The sequence below is a fragment of the Rhizobium lusitanum genome, assembly GCF_014189535.1.
GTDB lineage: Bacteria > Pseudomonadota > Alphaproteobacteria > Rhizobiales > Rhizobiaceae > Rhizobium > Rhizobium lusitanum_C.
In genome coordinates this window covers 1874242-1900297 of the sequence record NZ_CP050307.1, presented here as the reverse complement: position 1 = coordinate 1900297, position 26056 = coordinate 1874242, and the positions used below count along the sequence as shown (strand labels likewise).

The following is a 26056-nucleotide window of genomic DNA, read 5'->3' as shown; positions in this document are numbered from 1 at the left end:
CATGGCCAATTCCGTCATCAATGCGCGCACGGCCAGCATCGCCGATCTCAAGGACATGACGGATGCGCGCGTCGCGCTCGGTCGTTTCGGCGCGGGTGCGCCGACAAAGGCGGCGCAAGCCTTTCTACTCGACCATGCGCGGGCACGCGAAGCCGTCTGGTCGTCGGTCGATCAGGAAGCTTTGCAACGGCAGTTGCTGGATCTGGAGCTCGATGCCGTCCTGGTCGAGAGCCTTGCCGGAGACCGGAGCCAATATGTGCGCAGGCCCGATCTCGGCCGCAAGCTGTCGGCCACATCGGTGGCGCGGCTGGAGGCGATCCGGCATCGCGACGAAGCTTTCGATGTTGTCATCATCGTTGCCGATGGCCTTTCCGCCAGCGCCGTTGATATCAATGCCGCTGCCGTAGTCGGGGCACTTGCCGATCGGCTGCGGCGGCATGGGTTCTCACTGGCGCCGGTCGTCATTGCCAGCCAGGCGCGGGTCGCCTTGTCTGATCCGATCGGTGAGGCGCTTGCGGTCAAGACCGCGATCATGCTGATCGGCGAACGACCGGGCCTTTCCGCCGCCGATAGCCTTGGAGCTTATGTCACCTATTCTCCCCGGTCGGACACGCCCGATTCTCGTCGCAACTGCGTTTCCAACATTCGCGAAGGCGGATTGCCTATTGCGGCGGCGGCCGACCAGATTGCCGACCTCGTGATTGCCATGCGGATGACCGGGATCAGCGGCGTCGGGCTGAAAGATGCCGTGGCGAAGCTGGAAGTGTCGGCGTAAGCGCGGTGCCCTGGTGCCGGTCGAGCGCTTACAAAAGGATTACGAGATCACGTTTCGCACGAAGCGGACCGGCGTCTCGCCCGGATTGATGTAGGAATAGTTTTGAGCTGTGCTGTAAACGGCAAAAGTCCCTGCTTTGTAATCGCTGGCCTCACCGGAGAGTTCGAGGCGCAATGCGCCTTCGGTGACATAGATCATTTCGTGCCACCCTTGCGGGTCTGGTTCGGCATCGTAGCGGTCGCCGGGTCCGAGTGCCCATAGCCACATCTGGGCTTCGGTGGAGGCCGGGGCCGAGCCCAGGAGCACGGCCAGGCTTTCCCCGTCTTTGCCACGCCACGTCACCTGGTTGATATCGGCCCGCGATGCGCGCGTCGGGTCACGCACGAGGTCGACGAAATCGACGCCGAGAGCCGCCGCCAGCTTGTCGAGGCTGGACAGGCTGATATTCGCATCGCCTGCTTCCACAGCAATGATCATGCGCCGGCTAATGCCGGACGCTTCGGCAAGTGCCGTCTGGCTGAGGCCCACGGATTTTCGCAGCCGGCGCAAATTGCCGGAAACATGCGCGAGAACATCGCCACGTTCTTGACTGTGCAATATATTGCTCATAGTGTCGTTCTATTCCAATTGCTATCGCCGTTCAACAGCCTTTCGACGAGTCTGCCAAGGCAGGATCGCGACGGATGCGGTGTGCGCGTGATCCGCAGATACGAGGGAGGGAACAGGACATGAAGATCCGCGATTTTGGCGTCGAAATATGGATGAACCGCTATGAGACGACATGCGAATGGAACCTCGCCGAGACCTGCGTCGAGTCTCTGACCGTGGCCGAACTGCTGGAGATGGCAGGGAAGACGGAGACGATCCTGGCGGAACTGCTGCCGCTCAAGCTGACCTATGGCGCGATCGAGGGCAGCGCTCGGTTGAGGGGGCTGATTGCCGGCCTCTATGAAAAGCAGGCCGTCGAGAATGTCGTCGTGACCCATGGCGCGATCGGCGCCAATGCCTTGGTACACGAAACCCTGGTCGAGCCGGGCGACCGGGTCATTTCCGTGCTACCGACCTACCAACAGCATTATTCCATTCCGGAAAGTTACGGCGCCGACGTGCAGATCCTCAAGCTCACCGAGGCGAATGGTTTCCTGCCGGATCTCCAGGAATTACGGCTGATGGCGACGCCGGGCACGAAGCTGATCGTCCTCAACAACCCGAACAATCCGACCGGCGCTCTAATGGACCGCGCCTATCTCGAAAAGATCGTTGAAATCGCGCGCATCTGCGGGGCGTGGATCCTCTGCGATGAGGTCTATCGCGGCACCGACCAGCAGGGAGACGGCATGACCGCCTCGATTGCCGATCTCTACGAGAAGGGGATCAGCACCGGCAGCATGTCCAAGACCTATTCGCTGGCGGGCCTGAGGCTCGGCTGGATCGTCGCCCGGAGTGAACTGATCCATGCGGTATCGATCCACCGTGACTACAATACGATCAGCGTTGGCATGCTGGACGATCATTTCGCGGCCATCGCGCTTGAGAACCGTGACAAGATTCTCGCCAGAAGCCAGGCCATCACCCGGACCAACCTTGCTATCCTGTCCGAATGGGTCGACAGCGAGCCGCTGATCTCCTGGGTCAGGCCGAAGTCCGGGACGACGGCGCTTCTCAAATATCATCTGCCGATGTCTTCAGAAGCTTTCTGCATAAAGCTGTTGGAACGGACCGGTGTCATGCTGACGCCCGGCAGTGCCATGGATATGGAGGGATATCTGCGCATCGGCTACGCGAACAGCGAGGCGATCCTGCGCGAGGGTCTCAGGCGGTTTTCGCAATTTCTGACGGAGTGGCAATAGGCGGCCGCTGGATCCAGGGCGCGCTGGCTGGCGGCTGGTTGCTGCGGCGAACGAATCCGTCGCCACTTAAAATATATGGCCGCCCCGGTCTTTCGGACTGGGGCGGCCAGAGGCAAGTTGAGATAACCGCGGCAGATATCAATCCACCGAGGTCAGCGTCACCGAGGTGCCGGTGGCGGCAACGTTGAGGCCGAGCTGGCCGGTCACGCTCACCGTCTGAAGGTGGATCGAGCCGGAAGTGCCGCCGACCAGGATGTTGGTGCCGATGCCGACGCCGAGGGTCGCCTCGGCGGTTGCGCCCTGATAAAGGCCGCTCAGCGAACCATGGTGATAGCCGGCGGTCGGCGCGAACACGGCCCAGACGAGGCGCCCGCGGGTCGTGAAGCCGAGGTCGACGCCCATCTTGCGGATCGCGCCACTATAGTGGTCTACGCGCTCCTTGCCGACGGTCGAATGGAAGGTGCAATCGACTTCCTTGGCAGAGCCGAGCACATAGCCGACACCGCCGCCGATCTGGCAATCGAGGTAGCCGATCTTTACGCCGTTGCGCTGATCCTGATCCTGTTCCGGATAGGACGTCGTCAGATCGGCAGCACGCGTTACGGCCGTGCCGGCGACGATCAAAGATGCTGCGGAAAATGCCAGGGTGAGTATTTTTTTCATGTGTTTTCTCCTTGTCAGAGTATTCCGGGTGTCAAGCACCCTTTTGATCGAGCCGTTTTAGGTCAGCTCTTACTAACGTTTGTCGTCGCAGATGGATCCCACGAAAATAAGGCGGCCATCACACTTATCCCGCTTATAATATAAGGATCCCTGCAAGCGACGTCATCCCCACCGGCTCTTCACGTTTTGCGACGGGCTTTATTATGGCCATTGATCACGCAAGATTGAAGATAACGGGCCTCTGGTGGCCGGATCAATCATGCGTTCAGCCGCGGTTTGCCGCTGGCGTAAGGGCAAAGACGTCGACTCGCTCGCCAAGGCCCTTGAGGGGGAAGGCACCGAGGCTTTCCATCTCGCTGCCGCAGCCAGCCATGTCGACAAAGGCCTTGGACAGGAGAACGGGCCGCTTGACCTCCTTGGTCAGTGTTTCCAGCCGCGAGGCGATGTTGACGGCCGGCCCGATCACGGTGAAATCGAGGCGGGTTCGGGAGCCGATATTGCCGTACATGACGTCGCCGACATGCACGCCCACGCCATAGCGCAGCACTTCGCGACCAATCCGGCTGTTTTCCTCGTTCAGCGCGGCGACCGCTGCCGCTGCCTCGTTGATCGCCTGGAGAAGATTGGCGCAGGCATCGGGATCGCTGAGCGGGAAAATCGCCAGCAGCCCGTCACCCATGAATTTGAGGATCTCGCCGCCGTGTTTTTCGATCGGCTCCGACATCGCGTCGAAATAGCCGTTCAGAAGCTCGATAACATCGTCGCGCGGCCACATGTCCGAAATCGTCGTGAAGTCGCGCAGATCGCAGATGAGGATGGCGGCGCCAACGGTGGTGCCGCTGCCGCGGGTGGTGGCGCCGGCCAGAATTTGTTCGCTGGCATGCGGCCCGACATAAGTGTTCAGCAGCGTGCGGGCCAGGATATTCTTCAACCGGATCTCCGTCACCAGCGTCAGGGCCGGCAGCAGGTCCTTCAGGAAGGTGACATGTTCTTCGGTGAAACCGCCCGGTGCATCAGAAGCAAAGGTGGCGATGTGGCGCTTGCCGAGCGTGTGATAGATCGGCCAGGCGATGTACTCCGTCAGCCCCTCGGCCCGCATTTCGTCGTAGAGAGCATAGGCGAAGCCATCCGCGCCCGGCTGTTCGAGCTGCTGGCGGACCTCGAGCGCGCCATTGAAGATCTCGTTCATCGGGCTTGACAGGAACTGCGGCGTCTTTTCGACACCATAGCTGAACGTGGTGATATCGGCTTCCTCCAGCCCCGTGCGCCAGAGGATGCGCGCGCCGAGCCATTGCGGATGCAGCGTTCTGAAATGCAGCGTCGCCCTCCCAACGGGGACACCGGCGGCGCGTAGTCGCTCGCAGAGATCCACGAGAATATTGTCGATGAAACGTTGCTCGCGCGTGTCCTGGATCAACCAGTCGAGGATCTTGCTCCGCTTGGTCGGCCATGTGCCGTCATGCTCGTCACGCGAGTCGGCAGCCGCCTGCGATGAGAATTGCATTACCCATACCCCATAAATACTTGGCCTGTATCGGCCGCAACATTGCTCACAGCCGAAATGCGAATATACGCCGATTGCCGCTTCGCAGGAACGACAATCGCCCCGGCTGCGCATTTTGTAAATCGCCGGGCGAGTGGTGCTTCGTTTTTCTCCGGCGCGATGTCGGGCATTCGCGCAAGATGACTATACGCACATGCCTTGCAGCGCTATGTCTGATCTTGATCCATTCCCGCCCGTCATCGGTGATCCCAGCACCGGTGCGAAGCCACTTTGCAGGAGAGCTTTCATGAAACCGTCCGAAGCATCGCGCATCATCGCGGACGAAGCCAAGACATGGCGCCGCGACATCCATCAGCATCCGGAGATCCTCTTCGACCTGCCGCGCACCTCGGCGTTGGTGGCGGAGAAATTGCGGGAATTCGGCTGCGACGAGGTGGTGACCGGGATTGCTACGTCGGGGGTCGTTGCGGTGATTTCGGGCAACAGAGGCGCTGGCAAGACGATCGCGCTTCGCTGCGACATGGATGCGCTGCCGATGTCGGAACAGACGAACCTGCCCTATGCCTCGAAGGTGCCGAACATGATGCATGCCTGTGGGCATGATGGTCACACCGCCATCCTGCTGGGTGCCGCCAAGCGCTTTGCCGCCGATCGGGATTTCGCCGGCAAGATCATTCTTGTCTTCCAGCCGGCGGAAGAGGGTGGCGGTGGTGGCCGTGTCATGCTGGAAGAGGGCTTGCTTGAGCGTTTCGGCATCGACGAAGTCTATGGCATGCACAATCAGCCGGGACTTGATATCGGCTCGTTTGCCATCCGCAGCGGCCCGATGATGGCCGCGGGCGACCGCTTCGTCATCACCATGACCGGGCTTGGCGGTCATGCTGCCACGCCGCATCTTGCCCGCGACCCTGTGCTTGCCGCCTCGCACCTGATCGTCGCGCTGCAGTCGATCGCGTCGCGCTTCATCGATCCGCTCGATTCCGTCGTCGTGTCCGTCACCTTCATCAGCGGCGGCGACCGCAAGGCGCTGAACGTCATCCCACCTGCGGTCGAGATCGGCGGCACGATCCGCACCATGCTGCCGGCGACGCGCCGCGCCGTCGAACAGCGGTTCCGTGACGTGGTCAAGGCAACGGCCGCTCTCTACGATGCTCAGGCCGAGATCGATTGGCGCCCGGGATATCCGGTGACCGTCAACGATATCGAGAAGACCTCGGTCGCCATCGCCGCCGCTGAAAGCGTCGTCGGCGCGGAGCGGGTCGACGGCAACTGGCCGATGACCATGGGCTCCGAGGATTTTTCCTATATGCTCGAAAAGCGGCCCGGCGCGATGATCTGGCTCGGCAATGGCGACAGCGCCGATCTGCACAATCCGGCCTACAACTTCAATGACGACGCCATCGCCTACGGCATCGATTATTGGGCCGCCGTGGCGGCGCAGCGGCTGTCTTGATCAAGGCCTGGGGTCCTTGCCCGTGTCTTCTCGGGGCGTGTACAGGACGCGATGGAAACATGATCACGGCAGTTTTTCGTCCGGCTCGATAATCTCGGAGCCGCTCACCCCAACAAAGAGGCAATAGATTGAGAGCATATTTGGCAGGCCCGGAGGTTTTTCTTCCGAACGCACGGGAAATCCTCGACCGCAAGATCGCCTTGGCGCGCAGCTTCGGTTTCACGCCGGTATCGCCGGGCGACCTGGTCGTTCCAGAAACCGAAACGAAACGCGAGCGCGGCCTCGCGATCAGCGCCATCAATGAAAGCCTGATGCTGGGCTCCGACCTGATCATCGCCAATCTGACACCCTTTCGGGGCGTCGCCGCCGATATCGGCACGGCCTTCGAACTGGGTTTCATGTGCGCTCGCGGTTGTCCCGCCTTTGCGTTCTCAAACAGCACGAAGAGCCATTTCGAACGGGTGAGCCGTTTCTACGGTGATTCCATCCATCTGGGTGATGATGGGCGCTATCGCGGAACGGACGGAATGTCGCTCGAGAACTTCGACATGGCTGATAATCTGATGCTGGATGGCGGCATCGATAGCCGCGGCGGAACGATCATCACGCGGGAAGTGGAACCCGACAGGCTGTTCCTTGATCTGACAGCCTTCGAAGAATGCCTAAAGGTGGCTGCGGAGAGATTGCTGAGGCGAGCGGTAAGCGCTGGATAAACGGTCTGCGGTGGTTGGATACACCTGACCCACGAAATCTACTCCACCCCGCCAGACGCATGGGATGCATCTGGCGGGGTTGGGGAATTGTTAAGCGTGGTGGAGTTCCGTTCCCTGGATAGCGGAAAGAATCCAGTCCGAGCCAGGCTTACGCACGAAAGTCCAGATCTCGGCGGTTTCCGAGGCATTGCGGTCATCGCCGTCGACAAGCCGGCCGGTCTTGCGATCGAGCAGTGCATCGACGCTCGAATAGCGCATCGCCAGGGTGGCGTATTCGGCATTGTCCTCGCGCCAGGATTCGGCAATGTCGCCCTGCAGCAGGCGAACGTCGGTGACGCTGTTGCGGACACCCTTGGTGGCGTTCTCGCCGAGTTCCTCGGCAAGATAGGACATCGCCTCTGGCGTGGTGAGCCGGCGCAACGTAGCATAATCTTCGGAACCATAGGCCGACTGGACTTCGGTCAGAAGTTTTTCGAAGCGGTCGAGATCGGCTTGCTGCAACCCAATCTCGTCATCGGCCTGAGCCGGCTTTTTCTGCGATGCAGCCGCTGCCCCGCCGCCTATCGTCGGGATGGTAAAGGAGGAGGGTCGCGAGGCGTTCATATTGAACGACGCATTTTGTCCGCCTGCCGATGGTCCGGCTGTGGCGTGTTGCGGTTGTTGGCGGTTTGCGAAAAATCGCATGGCGAAGCGGATGGCCACGAAAATCAACACGCCTTGCAGCAGCAGGCCGAGGAAGCCGAAGCCGCCGCCAAAGCCATTGCCGATCAGCATGCCGAGAAGGCCGCCGGCGATCAATCCGCCGATCATCGAGCCGCCGAAGCCGCCAAAGAGGCCGCGACGCGGCTGTGCAGCGGCGGCACCGGCCACTGACGGCGTTGCGGTCTGCTGCTGGGGCGTCATCGTCCGTTCGATCGGAGCGGCCTGGGTCGGAGCCGTCCGCGTTACGGCCGGCGTGTCGAAGGTTCGCGTTCCGCGGCTGCCAAACCCGCTGGAGCCTGCGCGACGGGCATCGGCATCGTCAAAGCTCACAATGGATGTGGCGGCGGCGAGGGCGACGATGGCTGCGACCTGAGCGAAACGTGGTATTGCGCGGAACATTGGTTCTCCTGTCCTTGGGCAGAAAAGCGATTTTCAAGGTATATGGGTATGCCATCTTGCGATTGTAAGTTCGCAGGAGAACTTCCTTTTGGGCGAGGCAGGTGCGAGTTCTTAAATGCCTGACCCGTCAAGGTTCTTGTCATCGTCGCCTTCCCATGGCGGAGGCATCGAGGCGCGACGGAGGTTAGCCGAGGGCATCGGCATCCAACATTTCAATTCCGGTTCGGCATATTCGATGATCTGCCCGGGTGAGGAATCGGACGCTCGCCACCCTTCTCCCGCAAACTGATCGCCATTCGACCAATATGCGAGGTCAACTTCCGCCGGCCCCTGCTCAGAAGGTCGGATCGTGACCAGAATCCGACTACCGTCTTTCGGTGCATTTGCCATATGGCGCCAACGGTCTGCCTCGTCCATCGCTTTTCCTCCAGCTTGCTCCTGGTTGCGAATGTCGCCTCGCCATTGAAGGTGGTCAACTCAAACTTTGCACAACCGATTTCTATTGATTGTCTAGCTAGACGCTCTCGATGAGCAACGCGGCTGTGCCTCGCAGTCACCGAAGCTAATTCGCGCGGTCGTGCATTTGGGGAGCGCAAAGGCTTTGGCCCAACCGGCGTTAGCCGTATCGATACGACTGGCGGCAAAAACCATGTACTTCACCGTCTGGTCAAATCGCTTTGAGCAGCACGGTAATAGGATCTCTATCCTTTTCCTCTCAGGCGCTCACCGTTGCCAATAGGCGGCGACGCTGAAGCGGGAGCGGTCGGCGGCCATTTCGGTTTTCATGAAATTGCGGATGGCGCGGGCTTCGGCCTGTTCGCAGGCGACCCAGACGAAGGTTTCGGGATCGGAGGTGGGCACGATATCCCGCAGGATACGTTCGAGCACGCTGGTTGTTCCCGCGGCCGCCTGGTTGCGATGAAGCCATGTGACATCCAGCGATGCGGCCGAAGGTAGTGATTGTTCCTCGTGCCTGTCCGCCACCTCCAGGAAAATCCGCAGTTCGGCTTCAGCGGGCACAGTGGCCGCGATACGGGCGATGGCGGGCAGGGCGGTTTCGTCGCCGGCCAGAATGAGCTTGCGGGCAGCGGGAACACCGCCGCCGCCCGGACCGATAAGGCCGGCTCGGTCGCCGGGGCGGGCGTTCAACGCCCATGATGCGCCGAGAATATTGTCGCCGTCGTGCAGCACGAAATCGATATCCATCTCGCCCCCGGCAAGATCGATGTTGCGGATCGTGTAGGCGCGGATGGTTAGCGCATTGTCGCCCCTGGGCCAATGGATGCGGCCGTCCGGCTCGGTATGCGGCCAGACCGGGGTGCGGTTCTTCGGCGGGATCAGCAGGCGCATATGCAGGCCGCCATCCAGGAAGTGTTTGGCATCGTCAGTTGCGACGGTTACGCGGCGCATATGCGGGGTGATGTTGCGCGCGCCGACAACGGTGATCTCGCGGAAATCGGGAATGACGGCGGCCTGTGGTCCGTCGGCCCAGGTGAGGTCGAGCGTCTCGCCGGATGATGCAAAGAGCCGTTCGGCGACCATGCTGCGGATAGTAAAGAGCTTGGCGGCGGTCGGGCAGCGCAGTTTGATGTCGAGACGGTTTGACGACACGGCGATATCGGCACTGCCGATGATGGTTTCCAGTCGCGCGCCTTCGGCGCTTCGCGTCACCGTCACATGCTCCGCCAAATACTCGCAGAGTTGATCGAGCAGGCGCCCGGCATCGGCGTGGGTGGCAACGCCCGAGGCGGTGAAATCTCTCGCATGCATCATTGGGATGGCCTCCTTTTGCATCGCCTTCGCGTTTCAAACGAGGACGAGGATCGCGGTCGGCGATCCTCGGTTCTCTGCCATAGTGGCGGATTAAAGTATACTTTTATTCTCCACTTACCACTTCTTGCTGAGCTTGAAGGTAACGGTCCGCGCCTCGCCATAGCCGCAGACATTTTCCCCGGCGCAACCCGCGACATAGTTTTTGTCGAAAAGGTTGGCGACGTTGAGCGAAGCGCCCCAGCCCTTCTTTTCGTAGCGGATGCCAGCGTCAAAGAGCGTGGCGGAAGGTACGCGCAGGGTGTTTGCCTCGTCTGCCCAGGACTTGCCCTGATAGCGCACGCCGCCACCGATGCTCAGACCATCAAGCGCGTCGCTCGTGAAGGCATAGTCGAGCCAGAGCGAAGCGGTGGAGTTTGGCACGAGGTAGGGCGAATTGCCGACGACGGAGGAATCGATGTCCTTGGTAATTTCGAGATCCGTGTAGGAATAGGAGCCGAGCAGCTTCCAATTGTCGTCGAGATTGACCTTGCCTTCGAATTCGACGCCGCGCGAGCGAACTTCGCCGATCTGCCGCTGCAGGAAAGTAGCGGGGTCGGTCAGCGCCATGTTCTTGCGGTCGATCTGGAAGACCGACGCGGTGAAAAGGCCGTCGATGAAGTCGGGCTCATATTTGATGCCGGCCTCATACTGCTCGCCCTTCTCCGGTTTCAGGCCGCCGCCGCTGACGCTGGTGCCGACCAGGGGCCTGAAGAAGGTGCCGGCGCTGACATAGGGAGTGATGCCGTTGGAGAATTCGTATGCCAGGCCCGCGCGGCCGCTCGGCGCATTTTCGTTCGAGCTATAGGTGGTGCCGACCGTTGCGTCGGAATTGGTGTCGACGAAGTCATAGCGGCCATTGAGCGTCAGCAGCCAGCCGCCACCGAAGCGCATCTGGTCCTGCGCGTAGACGCCGAGCTGCTGCTGCGTCAGCACCTGATCGAGGTAGACGAAGTTTGCACCCTGCGCCGTGCCGTAAACCGGATTGGTGGCACTGATCGGGTTGGAGCCGCAGCAAGCCTGGACCTGGTCGAGCCGGTAGATCGAGTAATCGGTGCCGATCAGGAAGTCATGGCTGATCGGGCCGGTGTCGAACTTGTTCTCGGCGCGGGTATCGACCGAGAAGGTGTCGACCTTCGAGCGCTCGAAGAAGCCGATGCGGCTCAGCATATAGTTCGGATCGTCGTAGGACGGATCGAGCGGATTGCCGTCCACGTAGCCGTTCAGATAGGGGCCTTCCTCGCGCTTGTAGAGATGGCCGTAGCGCGCATTCTGCGACACGGTCCAGCCGCCGTCGAAGTCGTGCGAAAATTCGTAGCCGAGCATCTGCTGGGCGTATTTCAGATTGTCGATACTGCGTTCGCCATAGAAGGCATCGCGCTTGATCTTGCCATAGGGTGCATCGACCACGGTGCCGACATAGGGAAAGAAGCCGTTGCCGGTATGGACCTCATCGAGGCCGCTGAGCATGCCATAGACGGTGAGTTTGGTGGACTCGTCCGGAGAGACGGTGATCTGCGGCATGATAAAGCCACGCAGGTCATGGGTGCCATCGCTATAGGTATCGCCGCCGGCGATCTTGCCGGTCAGCCGGTAGCGATAGACGCCGTCGGCCGAGAGCTTGTCGGAAAAGTCGAAGCCGACGAAGGCGTTGCCGAGATTGTTGATGCCGATCTCTGTGGAATATTGGGGATCGTCGGTTGGCTCCTTGCGAACCATGTTGACGAGACCGCCCGGATTGGATCCGCCGTAGAGCACGGAGGAAGGGCCTTTCAAAACTTCCACACGCTCAAGCATGAACGGATCGATCTGGAAGCCGCCGAAACCGTAGCTGTAGAGCGTCAGGCCGTTCATGAAGACGCCGGTCTGTGTCGCGTCGAAGCCGCGAATATAAAACCAGTCGGTATCGCCGTCATTGCCGAAGGGCTGCGTGGTGACGCCCGGCGTGTATCGCAGCGCCTCGTCGACCTTGTTGGTGATGCCGCGATCCTGCATTTCCTGCCGGCCGATGACGGAGACCGACTGCGGCACCTCGGTGATCGGCGTATCGGCTTTCGATCCTGACGTCGTTTGCTTGGCGACATAGCCTTTGACCGGCGCTGTGCCGTTCTTTTCGCTGTCTTTCTGTCCGCCCTGGATGACCAGCGGCTGCAACACCGTCGGGCTCTCCTGCGCCATAAGCTGCGTGCTGGATAGTATCGTCGCGATGGCCACGCCCGCCATCAGCCGCCACATCGATCCGTCTTTGCTCAATCCCTGCATGTGCGTCATCAGTCCCAACTTCGCGCCCTGTCGGCTCGACCAAGTGGCCAGCCCGTCATATAAGATGAGCAATTAACTCATATTTACTGGCGCGGCTTGTCTGATCCTGGGGAAATTGAATATTTTTGGGCAATTCTCCGCGATGTCGGCAATTGCTCGCGGGGTGTGGCATTTAGGCAATGTGGCTTCTCTTCCAGCTAGCAGGAGTGGTGCCGACATTCTTGCGGAAGACGCGGGTAAAATGCGCCTGATCGGCAAAACCGGTCTCGACGGCGACATTGGTCAGCGGCGTGTCGCCTTTCAGCAGCAACTGTTTGGCTCGCTCCAGCCGCGCCCTGGTCTGCCATTGATGCGGGGGAAGGCCGGTCGAGGCCTTGAAGGCATGGCTGAAATGCGATTGCGACAGGCCGGTCAGCGATGCCAGTTCCTCTAGCCGGATCGTGCGCAGGCAATTTTCCTCAATGTAATCGACCGCGCGCCGCAATTGCCAGGCAGCGAGTTCGCTGCGCCGGCGCGGCTGTGGGCCGCGCAGCTGCAGCACATTGATGAGCAGCGAAAGCGTCAGGCCATCGCCGTAGAGATCGTGCAGCGGCTCCGGATTTTCGCATTCGGCCGCGATCAGCTCGGCAAGCGCCATCAGCCGTGGGTTGGAGAAGTGCAGGCGCGGATTGTCGAGGCGTGACGGATCGATATCCTCCAACAGCCTTTGGCCGATGATCTCGGCATCGAAATGAATATCGAGATGGCGTACGAAATCGATGCCGGCTAGATCCGCCCAAAGTTCCATACCGGCGGGAATGTAGGACATTCTCTCGTGAGCATAATCCTGCGGCCGGCTCTGGGCGCGCGGCGAAAGCTTGATGCCATTTGTGCCGGAACCGCGCTGGTCGAGCAGGATGAAGAGCCGCGGATCCTCGGCGACATAATAGCCGCCGGCGCGGGCCGCGCAATTGACGTTCCAGACATCGGCGACGATGCCGTTCCATTGGCGGCGGTGAACGCCGCCGACAACGGAAAAACCGCCAATCCTGTTTTGCATCCGTGGCTGAAACATCGTCCCCCAGCTCTAAGCTTTGCCGCAGGCAATAATCCTTCTTCGTATACTCAAGTTATTACCGCAACAACACCGCCGTGGCAACGCGGTGCGTAAAGGCTCTGGTGGGTGGCTATGTTTTTATAACGACATGATGATTGACTCATCATACCAGATGAATTATCACTCCTTCAAATTGGGGAGGGTTGGGGTGATGAGGGCCATACTTTTTTGTGCCGCCGATAATACGGGCTTCGGCTACCAGGCGATTTGAGGGGATCGCATCGCGGCTCGGAAATCGAGGTAAATGCGGCTGATCCTGACCTGCAATGTCACTCATCCTTGATGATCGCGATCTTCGCTGGCGAGGCAGAGATAGCACCGAGAGAGCTGTTCCCGCGTCCTTTGCAGACGAGCGGCAGCCGTCGATCTCTCGATGCAAGATCCGGGATGCGGAAGGCGCGCAAGTCGCCGTTAGCCGGCACCCAAGCAACCATAATTGACCATCAGAAACGAGGCTGTGTCACGCGCCGCGATCGGGGATCGTTGGGAGGCAAGGCCGTATAGGGAGGAAATCGGATATCATGAGTGACGTGCAAACTGGCATTGCTTCTGCGGAGCAATCGGCACTTAAAAAATTTCGTGGCGATTGGCGCCTTTCATCGGGCTCATGTTCTTCATCAATTTCCTGGATCGGACGGCCATCTCGTTTGCCGGCCCCAATGGCATGACGACCGATCTCGGCCTGACCGCCGCTCAATTCGGCTTTGCAGCCGGGATATTTTTCTTAGGTTACATCGTTCTCGAAATTCCAAGCAATCTGGCACTCCATAAATACGGCGCGCGGCGTTGGTTGGCCCGTATCATGGTGACATGGGGTATCGTCTCGCTGCTGTTCACCTGGGTCAGCAGCGCAACGGAACTCTACACGCTGCGTTTCTTTCTCGGTGTCGCCGAAGCGGGCTTCTTTCCCGGTGCTATCCTCTTTCTGAGTGGCTGGGTTCCTTCCCGCCATCGTGCAAAGATCCTGGCGCTGTTCTACCTCGCCCAGCCGCTGACGACCGTTATCGGGGCTCCCGTCGCATCCCTGCTTATTCAGGCACACGGCGCGTTCGGGCTGGAAGGCTGGCGCATCATGTTCTTCGGTGTTGCCGTTCCTGCCGTCATCGTCGGCATTATCACCTGGTTTTACCTGCCGGATACGCCAAAGGACGCGAAGTGGTTGACCAAGGCGGAGAAGGACTGGCTGCTCGGCGAGCTTTCCAATGAGGAAAAAGCAATCAGCAAGTCGCACGGGAACATGGTCGGCAAGGCGCTGACGAACGGCCGAGTCTGGTTGCTTGCCCTGGTTTATTTCGGAATGATCTATGGTCTTTATGCACTCGCCTTTTTCCTGCCCACGATCATCGCCGGCTTCGAAGCGAAATTCGGCACGAAGTTCGACGTGTTCGACAAGGGGCTGATTACCGCCATTCCCTACCTGCCGGCCGCGGTAGCCTTGTACTTCTGGAGCAACGACGCTTCGAAGCGTGGGGTGCGCACCTGGCACGTCGGTATTCCCGCCTTGGTCGGTGCAGCCAGTATACCGCTGGCGCTATACATGTCTTCGCCGGAAGCAACGATCGCCGTGATCGCCATAACGGCCTGCGCGATCTTCTCCGCTCTGCCGAACTTCTGGGCGCTGCCGAGCAAGTTCCTGACCGGTGCCGGGGCGGCCGCGGGCATAGCGCTGATCAATACGATCGGGAATCTCGCCGGCTTTGCCGCGCCATATATCACTGGTGCGGTCAAGGATATGACTGGCTTCTATCAGTTGCCGATGTTCATTGTCGGAGCGTTCATGTTGCTGTCCGCCATCCTCGTCTTTTCCATCAGGCAGCCTCAAGCGCCCGAAGGTGCCTTGACTCTGGCATCTCGATAAAAGCGCGGTGACCGCAATTTGGAAAAGTCTTCCATGCGCTGCCAGCAGATGGAACGGGTTCCAAAAGGCACTGTAAACTTATCAGCCCCGGGTCGAGATATGGCCCGGGGCTGTGATTGTTCCTGGTCGCCCGTTCAGTGCAGCCGCTTGCCGCTCGCGGGATCGAACAGATGCGCCTTCCGCTCATCGATCCTGAGCGGGACGAACTGGCCGACCGCCACAGAGGGGCGGTCCCTGACGGACGCGATGATTGATTGGGAGCCGGCCAGCAATTGCAGGTGCGTGTCAGAGCCCGTCGGCTCGATGATGGTGACCTTTGCCTGCACTCCGTCCGTGTCGACTGCAATATGTTCGGGCCGGATGCCCAATTGAACGGATTGTCCGACATAGGCGCGTGCATTGTCCGGCAGAGGCCAGTGCACACCCTCCGCCATTGCCAACGCAACTTTTCCGTCTCGTTCAACGACAAGGCCGTCAATGAAATTCATCGACGGCGATCCGATAAATCCGGCGACGAAATTGTTAGCGGGCTTATCGTAAATGTCGAGCGGCGAGCCGACCTGTTCGATATGGCCGCCGCGCATGACCACGATGCGGTCGGCCATGGTCATCGCCTCCATTTGGTCATGGGTCACATAGACCATGGTGGTGCCGAGGCGTTGATGCAGCGTCTTGATTTCCGTGCGCATCTGCACGCGTAATTTGGCGTCGAGATTGGAGAGCGGTTCGTCGAACAGGAACACTGCGGGGTCGCGGACGATGGCCCGTCCCATGGCCACGCGCTGGCGCTGTCCGCCGGACAGTTGCCGTGGATAGCGCTCGAGGAGCGCGGTGATATCAAGAATGCCGGCGGCGTCGTTGACCTTTTGTTCGATCTCCTGCCGGCTGCGGCGTGCAAGCTTGAGCGAAAACGCCATGTTGTCGCGAACGGTCATATGCGGATAGAGCGCATAGGATTGGAACACCATGGCGATGTCGCGCTCATTGGGTTCGAGGTCGTTGACGACGCGGTCGCCGATTTCGATCTCGCCATCGCTGATGCTTTCAAGCCCGGCAATCATCCGTAATAAGGTGGATTTGCCGCAGCCCGAAGGTCCCACAAGCACGACGAATTCTCCGTCCTCTGCCGCGACGGAGACGCCATGCAGCACCTCTAGCGCACCGTAGCGTTTGACGGCGTTGCGGATCGTCAGTTTCGCCATGTCTTCACTCCCAATATTGTCGAAAGGCGACTAGCGCCCTCCCATGCCCGCATTGAGGGCGATGCTGTTGTAGATGAGCTTCTGGAGGATGATCGCGAGGAAGATCCCCGGAAGCATTGAAAGGGCGGCACCCGCCATCAGATAGTTCCACTGCGTCCCCTGTTGCGTCTGGAACAGGGTGAGCCCCACCGGCAGGGTGGCATTGTCGGCTCCGGTCATGACGATCAGCGGCCAGAGGAAATTGCTCCACTGCCCCATGAAGGTGAACAGCGACAAAAGCCCGATGGCCGGCATCGACAGCGGCACGATGATGCTGACCAGGATTCGCAGTCGCCAGGCGCCGTCGATCCTTGCCGCCTCTTCCAGTTCCATCGGAATGGAAAGAAAGAACTGCCGCATCAGGAATGCGCCGAAAGTACCGAAGGCGACCGGCAGGATCACGCCCGGAAAGGTGTTCACAAGGCCGAGCCTGTTGACGATCAGAAACAGCGGGATGATGAGCATCAGCGGCGGCACCATGAGCGTGCCGATATAGCCGAGCAGTAGCATCTCGCGTCCCCTAAATTTCAGCCGTGCGAAGGCATAGCCCGAAAGGCAGGAGACCACGACGGTGATCGCCGTGACGCAGATGGCGATGATGGCGCTGTTGAGGAAAAAACGGCCGAACGGCAATCTGGTCCAGGCGGCTGCGAAATTACCCCATTCGAAGACCTCAGGCAGAAGACGCACCGGTATTGCCATCACCTCGGCATTGGAGCGCACCGCATTCGAGATCATCCAGAAGAAAGGAAACAAGAAGGCAAGCGCGACGAGAAGCAGCGCGGCGTGATTGAGGATGTCGAGCGCCAGCTTTCGGCGCGCCCTGGCCTTGGACTTAAGCGTCATAGTGCACCCATTTGCGCTGGAGCCAGAATTGCAGGGCTGTTAACGCCATGATCAGCGCGAACATCACCCAGGCGATGGCTGAGGCGTAGCCCATCTGGAAGTTCTGGAAGCCACGCTGGTAGATGGCGTAGCCGAGCGTTGCGGTCGATGAGCCGGGTCCGCCCTTGGTCATGACGTAGATCTGGTCGAAGACCTGCAACGAGGTGATCGCCGTCATCACCGTGCCGAAGAACAGGGTTGGCGAGATCAGTGGCAGCCGGATTTTCCAGAACCGATCCCAGGCCGTCGCGCCATCGATCCGCGCGGCCTCCAGATAGGTTGCCGGCACCATGTCGAGTGCTGCGTTGAACAGCACCGTGTTGTATCCGATGCCGGCCCAGAGCGAGGTGATGATCACCGCCTGCATGGCCAGTGTTCGGTTGTTGAGCACACCTGAGAACGGCAGCGAAAGCTGCGCCATGAGACTGTCCAAAAGGCCGCCGCTGCTGAAAATCAGCATCCAGACGATGGCAACCGCAATCAGCGGCGTGAAGGTGGGGAGAAAGAAGACCACCCGGAACCATCGTTGCCCGATCTTCAGGCTGGAGATCCAGACTGCCAATCCCAGCGATAGGGCGATATTGAGGATCAGGTATTCAATCGTGAAGAAGACGGTATTGCGCATCACCGTCCAGAATTGCGGGTCGGTGGTAAACAGCCGCGTATAATTGGAGAAACCAACGAAACGCGGCGTGCCGAGCAATTGCCAGTTGGTGAAGCTGAGCGCGATCGAAGCAAGGATTGGCAGCACAAGAAACAGGAAAATGCCGATCAGGCCTGGCAACAGGAAGAACAGCGCTGTCCACCCTTCTCCCCTGAACCATCTTCTGGAACGCGGCCTTGATCTCGCATTGAGGTCGGTGTGTTTGGCCAGCATCATGTGCCTTTCCTTTCCGGCAAGCGGCGTTGCGGCCTGGCCGATGCGCCCGGACGCAGGCCGGCCAGGCGCCGAGGTTTACGGAAGCTGGCTCTGAATGTCGGAAAGCACGCCTTCAGGCGTCGAATCCCCCGTCAACGCCACCGGCACATATTGCATCACCAGATTCTCGAACTGGTTCCATTTCTCGTTGATGCGGAAGGGCGTCGTATGGGCGAACATATATTGCAGCGTATCGCGGGTACCGGCGACATTCTTGGCCGCCCCGTCATACCAGTAGGTCTGTTGGGCAAGCCGCGCCGGCAACGCCCGTCCGGCCGCCCCCAGGATCTCTGCTGCCTTCGGGCCTGTCAGCACCTGCAACGCCTTGAAGGCGGCATCCTTGTGTTGACTTGCCGCCGAAATACCCCAGCCCGAGCCGGCGGTGATGAAGCGCGAGGGGCCGCTGCCACGCGGGAGCGGCGCAATGCCGATCTTGAAGTTGACGTTGGCTTGGGCCGTGATCAGCGTCCAGGGACCGTCGATATACATGGCCACATTGCCCGACGCGAAACGACCGCTTGCCGCCGACGCGTCTGATGCGGAGGCAAAGACGGGGGAAAGCTTGTCCTTGGCGGTAAGGTCAGCATATTTGCTGAAAGCGTCGACAAAGCCTGCATTGGTCAGGTCGAATTCGTTGTCGGCGTTGAAGTATTCCGCGCCGAGCGCGACCGGGCCGGCGATGAAATCGAAGGCCTGTGTTCCGTAGCCGTAAGTCCCGTCCTTGGTCAGCGCCTTGGCCGTGGTCTTGAAGTCGTCGAACGTCCAGTCCTTGGCGGGCTCTTTCAATCCGGCGGCTGCGAATTTGTCGCGATTGTAGAACACCATCCACGGGCCGACATCATAGGGCAGCGCATAGAGTTTGCCGTCCTGGGAAAGCCCGGACATGATCGAGGTTTCGAAGTCCGCGACCTTCACGTCGCTTTTCTTCACATAGTCGTCGAGCGGGTCGAGGATCGAATAGAAGTTCGGCATACGCATGGATTGCATCGACACGATATCGGCGACTTGGCCGGATGCCGCCAGAACCGGCAGGCGGGTCCAATAATCCGTCCAGCCGGAAAGCTGCAGCTTGACCTTGATATCGGGATATTGCTGGGTAACGAGATCGGCCAACTGCTGCCAGAGCTGGGCGTCGTTGGGTTCGCCCCACATCTGCCAGGTGACGGTGACTGGCGCATCCAGCGCCTGAGCGCTGATGCCGAATAGGGAGCTTGCCGTCAGGGCGGCTGCAAAGATCAACGAATGTTTCATGATGGTTCCTCCTCCTCAAGGACTATGGTTGCGATGACAGTCGTCAGTGTCCCGGCTCTCTCCTCCGGTTTGGTCTTGCTGCTCTCTCAGGCCGCGATCAGCGCCTCTAGATCGGTGATCATTCTGATCAGTTGCGCTCGTTGGCGTCGCCAGGCGTCGGGGTCGTCTCCCGGTTCCAGAATGGCGATCATCCGCGGCAGGAAATCGGGCGGCAGCCGCTCGAGTTCGGCCGCCATGGGCAGGTTCCAGCCATCTCCCGGATAATAGGCCCGGTTGAAAGCAAAGACGGTCTGCAGAATGGCGTTGGCCAATTTCCCTGTCAGTCCCACCAGAAAGACGAGGTCACGGCGGGCGACCTTGCTTTCATAGTGATAGTCCTTGGCCCAATAGCGCAGAATGTCCATGTACTGGTCCAGAACCGAGGCCCTGAGCGCCTCGGGATATTGCGTCAGCTGTCGTTTCCATCCCGCCAGCAGACCGCGTGGATCGGCGATGATCTGCTGGCTGGAAAGGTCCGTCGGCAGATGATAGCCCCAGATCGTCCATTCGAAATTCTTCGGGACTGCAATGCCGGCAAGCCAAGTGTCCAGATCTTGCTGCACGCCGGCATAGCGCCGCATCCATATCCCGTCCATGCGGGTCCCTTTGGCCTGCCAGTCGCGCATGGCCTCCTCGAAGCGCCGCCATGAGCTGGTCTGCCTAAGCTCCGGCCCGCGATAGGCATCGGCATAGACCCGGAAGTCGAAATCCGATTGTGCGTCGGACCGCCCCTTGCCGCGCGAGCCGGCCAACGCGACGGCGCCATTGCCGTCTTCGGCCAGATCGGCGATCAACGGCGTCATCGCGGCAATGAGTTCGGCTTCGCGGTTCATGACGGCACCAACGGGAGGGCGCTCAATCCTTCAGGATCAGCTCGATCACCGGAACCACCACATCGGGCTTCATGACCGGCAATTCGAGGGTCAGTATGCCTTCTCCGACGGCAACGCCGATGTTGCTATCCACCTCCGCATCTGGATCCAGCCAGTGCAACTCGCTGGCGTCATGCAGGAACTGCGCATATTTCACCTTGCGCCCCAGTCCCTCGATGTGGATGTGCCGGAACGGCCAGGTCTGCACATGCAGATAGAGCCGGTTACCTTTCTGGGTAAAGCGGCAGCCGTTCGGCGCCTTGTATGCGGACGGTCCGGCGCCATAGATGGCGCGTCCGTTGAGCCGCATCCAGTCTCCATAGGTATCGAGCGCCGTGATGGCGCGGGCGTCGAATGTGCCGCGTCCGGTCGGGCCGACATTCATCAATAGATTACCGCCGAGTGAAACCGTATCGATCAGGATATTGATGAGCTGGCCGGCATCTTTCCAGGTCGTCTCGTCGCGATAATAGCCCCAGGAGCCGCTGAAGGTGTGGCAGGCTTCCCAGCGTACCGGCAGCCCCGCGACGCTCGGCGCAACACGCGGGGTATATTGCTCCGGTGTTACCAGATCGGGCATGTGATCCGCGTCGCGCGGCAGGTCGAGGCGGTCGCCAACGATGATATCGGGCTGCAACTCGCGCACCAGTTTGATCAGGCGATCGCTTTCCCAATCGGCGCGGCCCTTGCCGGGAAGCCCCTTGTGCACGCGGCGAGGATAGCTGAAATCGAACCAGATCACGTCGATCTTGCCGAAATCGGTCAAAAGCTCGGTCACCTGGTCGCGCATATATTGGGCGTAGCGGCTGACGTCGCGGCCTTCATTGAGTTTGGCCGCATCGGGATGATTGCGCTGCGGGTGATGCGTATCGATCGGGAAATCCGGGTGGTGCCAATCGAGCAGCGAATAGTAAAACCCGACCTTCAGCCCTTCGGCGCGCAAAGCTTCGACATAAGGGCCGATCAGATCCTTGCCGTAGGGTGTATTGGTGACCTTGTAGTCGGTGACCTTGCTGTCCCACAGGCAAAAGCCCTCATGGTGTTTGGCGGTCAGCACGACATATTTCATGCCGGCGGCGCGGGCACGGCGCGCCCATTCGCGGGCGTCGTAGAGGTCCGGGTCGAAATTGTCGAAATACTTCTGATAGGCCTCGGTGGTGAATTCCTCGCGGTTCTTCAGCCATTCGTGCCGCGCGCCGAGCGCATAGAGCCCGAAATGGATAAACATCCCGAATCTGTCTTGCGTAAACCATGCCTTGCCGTTGGCCGTATCAAGGCCACCACTGCTCGTCGCTATATTGCTCACGCTATCCTCCCAAGATTTTGAGCTTTATCGAACCGGTTCGATTTAATCATTGATTCTCTCATGCCGGATGTCAAGTGCGCTGTTGAAATCGTCTTTCGGCATATTGCTTGAATTCCTGTAGATGTTAGATATGTGACGAAAGGTTGCATGAGAATGTGCCTTCGTCGGGTAGGCTGAAAGCGATAGAAACGGTTCGAAAATCTGATGGCCACAATTCGCGATGTTGCCAAACTCGCAGACGTATCGGTGTCGACGGTCTCACTGGCCCTGAGCAATCCGGCTCGCGTCAGCCCGAAGACTCTTGAAAAAATCCGCCATGCGGTGGCGGCGGTTGGTTTCGTGGCAGATCCGCTTGCGCAGAGCCTGGCGCGCGGACGCAGCCGCATGGTCGGCTTCGTCGTCGGCAATGTCGGCAACCCGTTTTTCGGCGACATCCGGCGCGAGTTGGAGAATTATGCGCTCGACCACAGCCATTTCGTGCTTGTCACCGATTGCTCGGGCAAGACGGAGCGTGAAAAGGCCATGGTCGAACACCTAATCGGCCTCAAGACGGCAGGCCTGGCGCTTGCGCCATCGGGGCATGATCAGGACTATGTCGACTTCATCGGCGGATTGAACGTGCCGATCGTCTGCTTTGACCAGAAGGTTGCCGGCATCGAGCGTGACTTTGTTGGCTCCGACAACCACCTCGCCGGAGCGATGCTCACTGAACATCTTCTGCAACTCGGCCACCGGCGCATCGCCTTCATTACCGGCCCAAGCCATATGCACACGGCGACCGAACGTTATCGCGGTTTCGTGGACACCATGGCGAATGCCGGTGTCGAGGTGAACCCGAATTTCGTCGTCGATGGACAGTTCACCCGTACCGCCGGCTACGAGGCGGCGATGCGGCTGCTTATCCAGCCTGAGCGCCCCACCGCGATCCTCGGGGCCAACAACGCGGTGGCACTCTCCGCGCTGCAAGCCATGCAGGAACTGGGCTTTCGTTGTCCCGAAGACATCTCGCTTGCCATGATCGATAATGTGCAATGGAGTTCGGTCATCACCCCGCGCATTACCATGGTGGTTCAGGACACGCTGGCGCTCGGCGGCATCATTGCCCGGCGCCTCATGCATAGGATCACCAACCCGCAAGGCGCCGTCGAGCCGCCGCAGGATTTTGTGCTGACCCCGAAATTCGTCCCCGGTAATTCCTGCCGAAGGATTTAGAGGGATGTCGCCGGATTGGTTCGCTGCTGTCGCGAAAGTGTCGAAATTCGGATGAGATCAGAAGGGGAGATTCCCCTTCTTCGCCGGCTAACGAGACAGATAAGCTGGACGGAAGAAAAAAGAGGTTGGCGGAGCGGAGCCTTATGGCAGAATGGACGTGGCGGAGCTTTTCGTCGGCATGGCGACCTCCTTGCCTCTCGGAATTTCGATTGCGTGGCATCACGGTACCGTGACGTCGTTGGCGAACAGTGGAAGAGCGAATGGACCTTCATCTCAAGGATAAAGTTGCAGTCATCACCGGTGGTTCCAAGGGCATCGGCCTTGGGATCGCCAAGGCTTTCGCGCGCGAGGGCTGCCATGTCGTGATTACGGCCCGAACGGCTGCCGAGGTCGAAGCTGCTGCCGCGAGCATCGCGAGTGAATTCGGCGTCACGGCCCAGGCTGTGGCTTCCGACGTTTCCTCCGCGGAGGGGTGCCAGGTGATCGTGGATGCCGCGGCAAGGCTTGGCGGTGCGGACATCTTCGTTTCGAACGCCGGCACCGGCTCCAACGAAACCGTCGCAAATGCACCAGACGAGAAGTGGCAGTCCTATTGGGATTTGCACCTTATGGCCGCCGTTCGCCTGAGCAGGGCGCTCGCCGACCAAATGGAAGCCAAAGGCGGCGGCGCGATGCTCATGAACGCATCCATCTGCGCGGTGCAACCACTCTGGTATGAGCCAATCTATAACGTCACGAAAGCAGCACTTCTGATGTTCGGCAAGTGCCTGTCGGTCGAGATGATCAAGCGCAATATCCGCGTGAATGTCGTCAATCCCGGCCTTATCCGTACGCCCGACTGGGAGAAGACGGCCCGGGAACTGGCAGGAGACGGCTGGGAGGGTTATCTGCAGAGCGTCGCGGACGAACACGCGGATATCCGCCGTTTCGGTTCGGTCGAAGAACTCGCGGACTTTTGCGTCTTTATTTGCTCTCCCCGCGCATCCTACAGCGTCGGCTCGGCCTACCATGTAGACGGCGGGATGCTGGCGACGGTTTGAAGTCAGCCTTCCCGATGCTGTTCATGCTCGGCATCTATTGAGATCTGACGACCTTACCCTCTTCGGCCTTGTAGAAGAATTGGCTGGCCACGAGCCAGCCTTTGAGCGGTCTCAGAGGCGGAATGCATGTCGCCAGCATGAAGGGCAAGGTCAGCAAGGCATGCACCCAGATCGGCGCGCTGTACTGGACCTCGAGCCAAACGGCGAGAAACACGCTTGGCACACAGGCAAAGCAGATGACAAAGAAAGCCGGCCCGTCGGCGGGATCGGCGAAGGAATAATCCAGCCCGCAGACCTCGCATTCCCTGGCGATGGTCAGAAATCCGTCGAACAGATGACCCTGGCCGCAACGGGGGCAGCGCCCACGCAAACCGGTCTGCAAGGGTGAAAGTGGCGGCCAATCCATGTCGGCGGACATCTCGGTAACTCCTGTTGAAATGAATGCATTCAATAACATTATTGATTGCATTCAATATAGATGCGCCTTAGTGGAGCGATTGTCTACTCGACATAATGACGCATCCGTCCGCCAACAGGGGCGGCGTATTTCGCTTTCAAAATCAGGTGGGTGGGCGGGCTAGAAAAACGATCCGGTCATTTCAGGCGGTCCTTCGAGCGCATGTGCCATGAATTCGATGGCGCTGCGCAGTTTTTCGCGACTGATCGGGCCCCCGAGGCAGATTCGGACGGCTTCCGGGGCGGGGCCCTCGACCGTGAATGCGTCGCTGGCGACGACACCCAGGCCTGCGGCGTTCATGTGGCTGCCGAACGTGGAGCGAGTCCATCCATTGGTCAGCGGCAGCCATATGTTGAAGCTCAGTGGATCGGCCTCGAAACTGCCGGCCGGCAGAAGGGATGCGACGAGCGTCTGGCGGGCGGCGGCTTCCGTGCGAACGAAGCGCAGGATGGTATCCGCGGTGCCGTCCTCAATCCAGCGTGTTGCCAGTGCCGCCATCAGTGGCGAGGCCATGACATTGTTGGCGCGCATCGCGCTGGCAAACGGCCAGGCAGCCTTGGTGTCGGGTGCCACGACATAGGCGAGGCGTAACCCGGCGCCGATGCATTTTGCGAGTCCGCCGATGTGCCAGGTGAGATCCGGCGCCATTGTCGCCAGCGGTGGCGGCGCATGCAGCGGAATAAAGCCATAGGCATCATCCTCGACGATCGGCACATGATACTTGCGGGCTATGGCGCAAATTTCCTCGCGGCGCTTTTCGGGGATCGTCACCGTCGTCGGGTTCTGCAGGGTCGGGTTGAGATAGAGCGCCTTTGGCCCAAGCCGTCGGCAGGCATCTGCGAGCGCATCGGGCAGAATGCCGTGCGCGTCCATTGGCAGGCCCGATAGATTAAGCCGCAATTGAGCCGATATCGAGCGTATGCCAGGATAGGTGATGTTCTCGGAGAGAATTGTTTCGCCGGGCTTGGCCAGTGTCCCGAAAATGGCAAGCAAGGCTGGATGAGCGCCCGGCGTAACGAAGATCCGCTCTTGCGATGGCACAAGCCCGCGCCGGCTCAGCCAGGCCGCAGCAGCATCCTTGTCCATGCTGGAGCCGCCAAAGCCCTGATAGCGCAGCAGCGGGATCATGTTGGCGGCAACGGCGGAAAGTCCCTCCTGCATGCGGGCAATCAGCTCGGGATCGTCTGTCTCCGGCGGCATGTTCATCGAGAAATCGACAATCGATGTCCGGCGTGGATCGGGCGCCAAGGCCGAGGTGAAGCCACGGCGGTCCTTGTCCTGGCCGCCGGTGACGAATGTGCCGCGGCCCACTTGCGTATCCACCAGCCCGCGCTTTCTGGCCTCGATATAGCCACGGGCGACCGTGGTGAAATCGATGGAAAGGCGCTTGGCCAGTTCGCGTTGCGGCGGCAACCTGTCGCCGATGACCAGCCGTCCACTTTTCAGGTCTATTTCGATGATATCCGCGATTGCGGCATAGCGTGGGCCACTGCTCAGGCTTAGGTCGGGAAGCCAGTCTCTCATTGCGCTTAGAATCCATGCTCTTTTTATATTGACTGTATATTGTTGCGTATTTTCATTGTCATCAGCAATTTCTCCACACCAAGCAGATCTTGAGGTCTGCCGGCGTCAAAACAGCAAAGGTGCTTTAAATTGAATGCATATTGAATGCATTCATATCGTGCAATGTTGCACGGTTTTTGCTCTGTCGATTGCTCCTTCATTACGCTGACTCGAGTCGCAATTTAAG

The 26056-nt window shown here is 59.8% G+C and carries 22 protein-coding genes and 1 pseudogene; 7 read left to right on the top strand and 16 right to left on the bottom strand.

The features are described 5' to 3' along the window. Position 1 precedes the first annotated feature (1 nt). Complete coding sequence (eutC, locus tag HB780_RS11785; protein ID WP_183687919.1) at positions 2-775, top strand: ethanolamine ammonia-lyase subunit EutC; 774 nt, start codon at positions 2-4, stop codon at positions 773-775. Positions 776-814: 39 nt separating this feature from the next. On the opposite strand, the gene HB780_RS11780 is transcribed toward eutC, so the two are convergent. Continuing rightward, positions 815-1384 (bottom strand): helix-turn-helix domain-containing protein, encoded by a 570-nt coding sequence (locus HB780_RS11780; protein WP_183687917.1) that lies wholly within the window; start codon positions 1382-1384, stop codon positions 815-817. 119 nt (positions 1385-1503) lie between these two features. Between HB780_RS11780 and HB780_RS11775 the strand changes: the two genes are divergently transcribed. Further along, positions 1504-2625 carry an aminotransferase gene (locus tag HB780_RS11775; RefSeq protein WP_183687915.1) on the top strand — a complete coding sequence of 374 codons (1122 nt, stop codon included), beginning with the start codon at positions 1504-1506 and terminating at the stop codon, positions 2623-2625. Between the two features lie 138 nt (positions 2626-2763). Here HB780_RS11775 and HB780_RS11770 read toward each other — a convergent pair whose 3' ends face one another. Then, positions 2764-3288 carry a DUF992 domain-containing protein gene (locus tag HB780_RS11770; protein WP_183687913.1) on the bottom strand — a complete coding sequence of 175 codons (525 nt, stop codon included), beginning with the start codon at positions 3286-3288 and terminating at the stop codon, positions 2764-2766. A 265-nt stretch (positions 3289-3553) separates the two neighbouring features. Continuing rightward, complete coding sequence (locus tag HB780_RS11765; protein WP_183687911.1) at positions 3554-4792, bottom strand: adenylate/guanylate cyclase domain-containing protein; 1239 nt, start codon at positions 4790-4792, stop codon at positions 3554-3556. A 286-nt stretch (positions 4793-5078) separates the two neighbouring features. Between HB780_RS11765 and HB780_RS11760 the strand changes: the two genes are divergently transcribed. Together HB780_RS11760 and HB780_RS11755 are read left to right on the top strand one after the other, a co-directional pair. Next, positions 5079-6245 (top strand): M20 aminoacylase family protein, encoded by a 1167-nt coding sequence (locus HB780_RS11760; protein ID WP_183687909.1) that lies wholly within the window; start codon positions 5079-5081, stop codon positions 6243-6245. A gap of 128 nt (positions 6246-6373) precedes the next feature. Further along, positions 6374-6958 carry a nucleoside 2-deoxyribosyltransferase gene (locus tag HB780_RS11755; protein ID WP_183687907.1) on the top strand — a complete coding sequence of 195 codons (585 nt, stop codon included), beginning with the start codon at positions 6374-6376 and terminating at the stop codon, positions 6956-6958. 90 nt (positions 6959-7048) lie between these two features. On the opposite strand, the gene HB780_RS11750 is transcribed toward HB780_RS11755, so the two are convergent. The 5 genes from HB780_RS11750 to HB780_RS11730 all read right to left on the bottom strand — a co-directional run bounded on the left by HB780_RS11750 (position 7049) and on the right by HB780_RS11730 (position 13184). Then, complete coding sequence (locus HB780_RS11750) at positions 7049-8059, bottom strand: TIM44-like domain-containing protein (protein WP_183687906.1); 1011 nt, start codon at positions 8057-8059, stop codon at positions 7049-7051. Positions 8060-8170: 111 nt separating this feature from the next. Continuing rightward, positions 8171-8476 (bottom strand): hypothetical protein, encoded by a 306-nt coding sequence (locus HB780_RS11745; RefSeq protein WP_183687904.1) that lies wholly within the window; start codon positions 8474-8476, stop codon positions 8171-8173. A 306-nt stretch (positions 8477-8782) separates the two neighbouring features. Then, the gene (locus HB780_RS11740; RefSeq protein ID WP_286202923.1) at positions 8783-9832 is read right to left on the bottom strand and encodes a siderophore-interacting protein; all 1050 of its coding nucleotides are present in this window, start codon (positions 9830-9832) and stop codon (positions 8783-8785) included. A 114-nt stretch (positions 9833-9946) separates the two neighbouring features. Then, positions 9947-12139, bottom strand: a complete 2193-nt coding sequence (locus HB780_RS11735; RefSeq protein ID WP_435693860.1) for a TonB-dependent siderophore receptor — start codon at positions 12137-12139, stop codon at positions 9947-9949. A gap of 163 nt (positions 12140-12302) precedes the next feature. After that, entirely contained in the window at positions 12303-13184 is an 882-nt protein-coding gene (locus HB780_RS11730; protein ID WP_183687902.1) for a helix-turn-helix domain-containing protein, read from the bottom strand. A 563-nt stretch (positions 13185-13747) separates the two neighbouring features. On the opposite strand from HB780_RS11730, the pseudogene HB780_RS11725 reads away from it, so the two are divergent. Continuing rightward, a pseudogene (locus HB780_RS11725) lies at positions 13748-15084 on the top strand (MFS transporter). A gap of 134 nt (positions 15085-15218) precedes the next feature. On the opposite strand, the gene HB780_RS11720 reads toward HB780_RS11725, so the two are convergent. The 6 genes from HB780_RS11720 to HB780_RS11695 form a co-directional block, all read right to left on the bottom strand. Next, entirely contained in the window at positions 15219-16286 is a 1068-nt protein-coding gene (locus HB780_RS11720) for an ABC transporter ATP-binding protein (RefSeq protein ID WP_183687900.1), read from the bottom strand. Positions 16287-16316: 30 nt separating this feature from the next. Continuing rightward, positions 16317-17171 (bottom strand): carbohydrate ABC transporter permease, encoded by an 855-nt coding sequence (locus HB780_RS11715; protein WP_183687899.1) that lies wholly within the window; start codon positions 17169-17171, stop codon positions 16317-16319. Continuing rightward, the gene (locus tag HB780_RS11710) at positions 17161-18087 is read right to left on the bottom strand and encodes a carbohydrate ABC transporter permease (RefSeq protein ID WP_183689698.1); all 927 of its coding nucleotides are present in this window, start codon (positions 18085-18087) and stop codon (positions 17161-17163) included. The genes HB780_RS11715 and HB780_RS11710 overlap by 11 nt, the downstream gene beginning before the upstream one ends. A gap of 78 nt (positions 18088-18165) precedes the next feature. Beyond that, entirely contained in the window at positions 18166-19380 is a 1215-nt protein-coding gene (locus HB780_RS11705; RefSeq protein WP_183687897.1) for an ABC transporter substrate-binding protein, read from the bottom strand. An 86-nt stretch (positions 19381-19466) separates the two neighbouring features. Beyond that, on the bottom strand, positions 19467-20252 hold the full coding sequence (locus tag HB780_RS11700) for a DUF4037 domain-containing protein (RefSeq protein WP_183687895.1): 786 nt from the start codon (positions 20250-20252) through the stop codon (positions 19467-19469). Between the two features lie 22 nt (positions 20253-20274). Further along, positions 20275-21519: an alpha-L-fucosidase gene (locus HB780_RS11695; protein WP_286203042.1), complete on the bottom strand. Its 1245-nt coding sequence runs from the start codon at positions 21517-21519 to the stop codon at positions 20275-20277. 282 nt (positions 21520-21801) lie between these two features. Between HB780_RS11695 and HB780_RS11690 the strand changes: the two genes are divergently transcribed. Together HB780_RS11690 and HB780_RS11685 are read left to right on the top strand one after the other, a co-directional pair. Further along, complete coding sequence (locus tag HB780_RS11690; RefSeq protein WP_183687891.1) at positions 21802-22809, top strand: LacI family DNA-binding transcriptional regulator; 1008 nt, start codon at positions 21802-21804, stop codon at positions 22807-22809. Positions 22810-23069: 260 nt separating this feature from the next. Then, positions 23070-23849 (top strand): SDR family NAD(P)-dependent oxidoreductase, encoded by a 780-nt coding sequence (locus HB780_RS11685; protein ID WP_183687889.1) that lies wholly within the window; start codon positions 23070-23072, stop codon positions 23847-23849. Positions 23850-23883: 34 nt separating this feature from the next. On the opposite strand, the gene HB780_RS11680 is transcribed toward HB780_RS11685, so the two are convergent. Further along, positions 23884-24267 (bottom strand): DUF983 domain-containing protein, encoded by a 384-nt coding sequence (locus HB780_RS11680; protein ID WP_183687887.1) that lies wholly within the window; start codon positions 24265-24267, stop codon positions 23884-23886. Positions 24268-24426: 159 nt separating this feature from the next. Further along, complete coding sequence (locus HB780_RS11675; RefSeq protein ID WP_183687885.1) at positions 24427-25830, bottom strand: aminotransferase-like domain-containing protein; 1404 nt, start codon at positions 25828-25830, stop codon at positions 24427-24429. Positions 25831-26056 lie beyond the last annotated feature (226 nt).

Coding starts and splice junctions, on each gene's coding strand:
- HB780_RS11680 (WP_183687887.1), bottom strand. CDS start 24,267: ATGTCCGCCGACATGGATTGGCCGCCACTTTCACCCTTGCAGACCGGT.
- HB780_RS11750 (WP_183687906.1), bottom strand. CDS start 8,059: ATGTTCCGCGCAATACCACGTTTCGCTCAGGTCGCAGCCATCGTCGCC.
- HB780_RS11675 (WP_183687885.1), bottom strand. CDS start 25,830: ATGAGAGACTGGCTTCCCGACCTAAGCCTGAGCAGTGGCCCACGCTAT.
- HB780_RS11770 (WP_183687913.1), bottom strand. CDS start 3,288: ATGAAAAAAATACTCACCCTGGCATTTTCCGCAGCATCTTTGATCGTC.
- HB780_RS11780 (WP_183687917.1), bottom strand. CDS start 1,384: ATGAGCAATATATTGCACAGTCAAGAACGTGGCGATGTTCTCGCGCAT.
- HB780_RS11775 (WP_183687915.1), top strand. CDS start 1,504: ATGAAGATCCGCGATTTTGGCGTCGAAATATGGATGAACCGCTATGAG.
- HB780_RS11735 (WP_435693860.1), bottom strand. CDS start 12,139: ATGACGCACATGCAGGGATTGAGCAAAGACGGATCGATGTGGCGGCTG.
- HB780_RS11745 (WP_183687904.1), bottom strand. CDS start 8,476: ATGGACGAGGCAGACCGTTGGCGCCATATGGCAAATGCACCGAAAGAC.
- HB780_RS11760 (WP_183687909.1), top strand. CDS start 5,079: ATGAAACCGTCCGAAGCATCGCGCATCATCGCGGACGAAGCCAAGACA.
- HB780_RS11690 (WP_183687891.1), top strand. CDS start 21,802: ATGGCCACAATTCGCGATGTTGCCAAACTCGCAGACGTATCGGTGTCG.
- HB780_RS11715 (WP_183687899.1), bottom strand. CDS start 17,171: ATGACGCTTAAGTCCAAGGCCAGGGCGCGCCGAAAGCTGGCGCTCGAC.
- eutC (WP_183687919.1), top strand. CDS start 2: ATGGCCAATTCCGTCATCAATGCGCGCACGGCCAGCATCGCCGATCTC.
- HB780_RS11720 (WP_183687900.1), bottom strand. CDS start 16,286: ATGGCGAAACTGACGATCCGCAACGCCGTCAAACGCTACGGTGCGCTA.
- HB780_RS11730 (WP_183687902.1), bottom strand. CDS start 13,184: ATGTTTCAGCCACGGATGCAAAACAGGATTGGCGGTTTTTCCGTTGTC.
- HB780_RS11705 (WP_183687897.1), bottom strand. CDS start 19,380: ATGAAACATTCGTTGATCTTTGCAGCCGCCCTGACGGCAAGCTCCCTA.
- HB780_RS11700 (WP_183687895.1), bottom strand. CDS start 20,252: ATGAACCGCGAAGCCGAACTCATTGCCGCGATGACGCCGTTGATCGCC.
- HB780_RS11765 (WP_183687911.1), bottom strand. CDS start 4,792: ATGCAATTCTCATCGCAGGCGGCTGCCGACTCGCGTGACGAGCATGAC.
- HB780_RS11740 (WP_286202923.1), bottom strand. CDS start 9,832: ATGATGCATGCGAGAGATTTCACCGCCTCGGGCGTTGCCACCCACGCC.
- HB780_RS11695 (WP_286203042.1), bottom strand. CDS start 21,519: ATGTTTATCCATTTCGGGCTCTATGCGCTCGGCGCGCGGCACGAATGG.
- HB780_RS11685 (WP_183687889.1), top strand. CDS start 23,070: ATGGACCTTCATCTCAAGGATAAAGTTGCAGTCATCACCGGTGGTTCC.
- HB780_RS11710 (WP_183689698.1), bottom strand. CDS start 18,087: ATGCTGGCCAAACACACCGACCTCAATGCGAGATCAAGGCCGCGTTCC.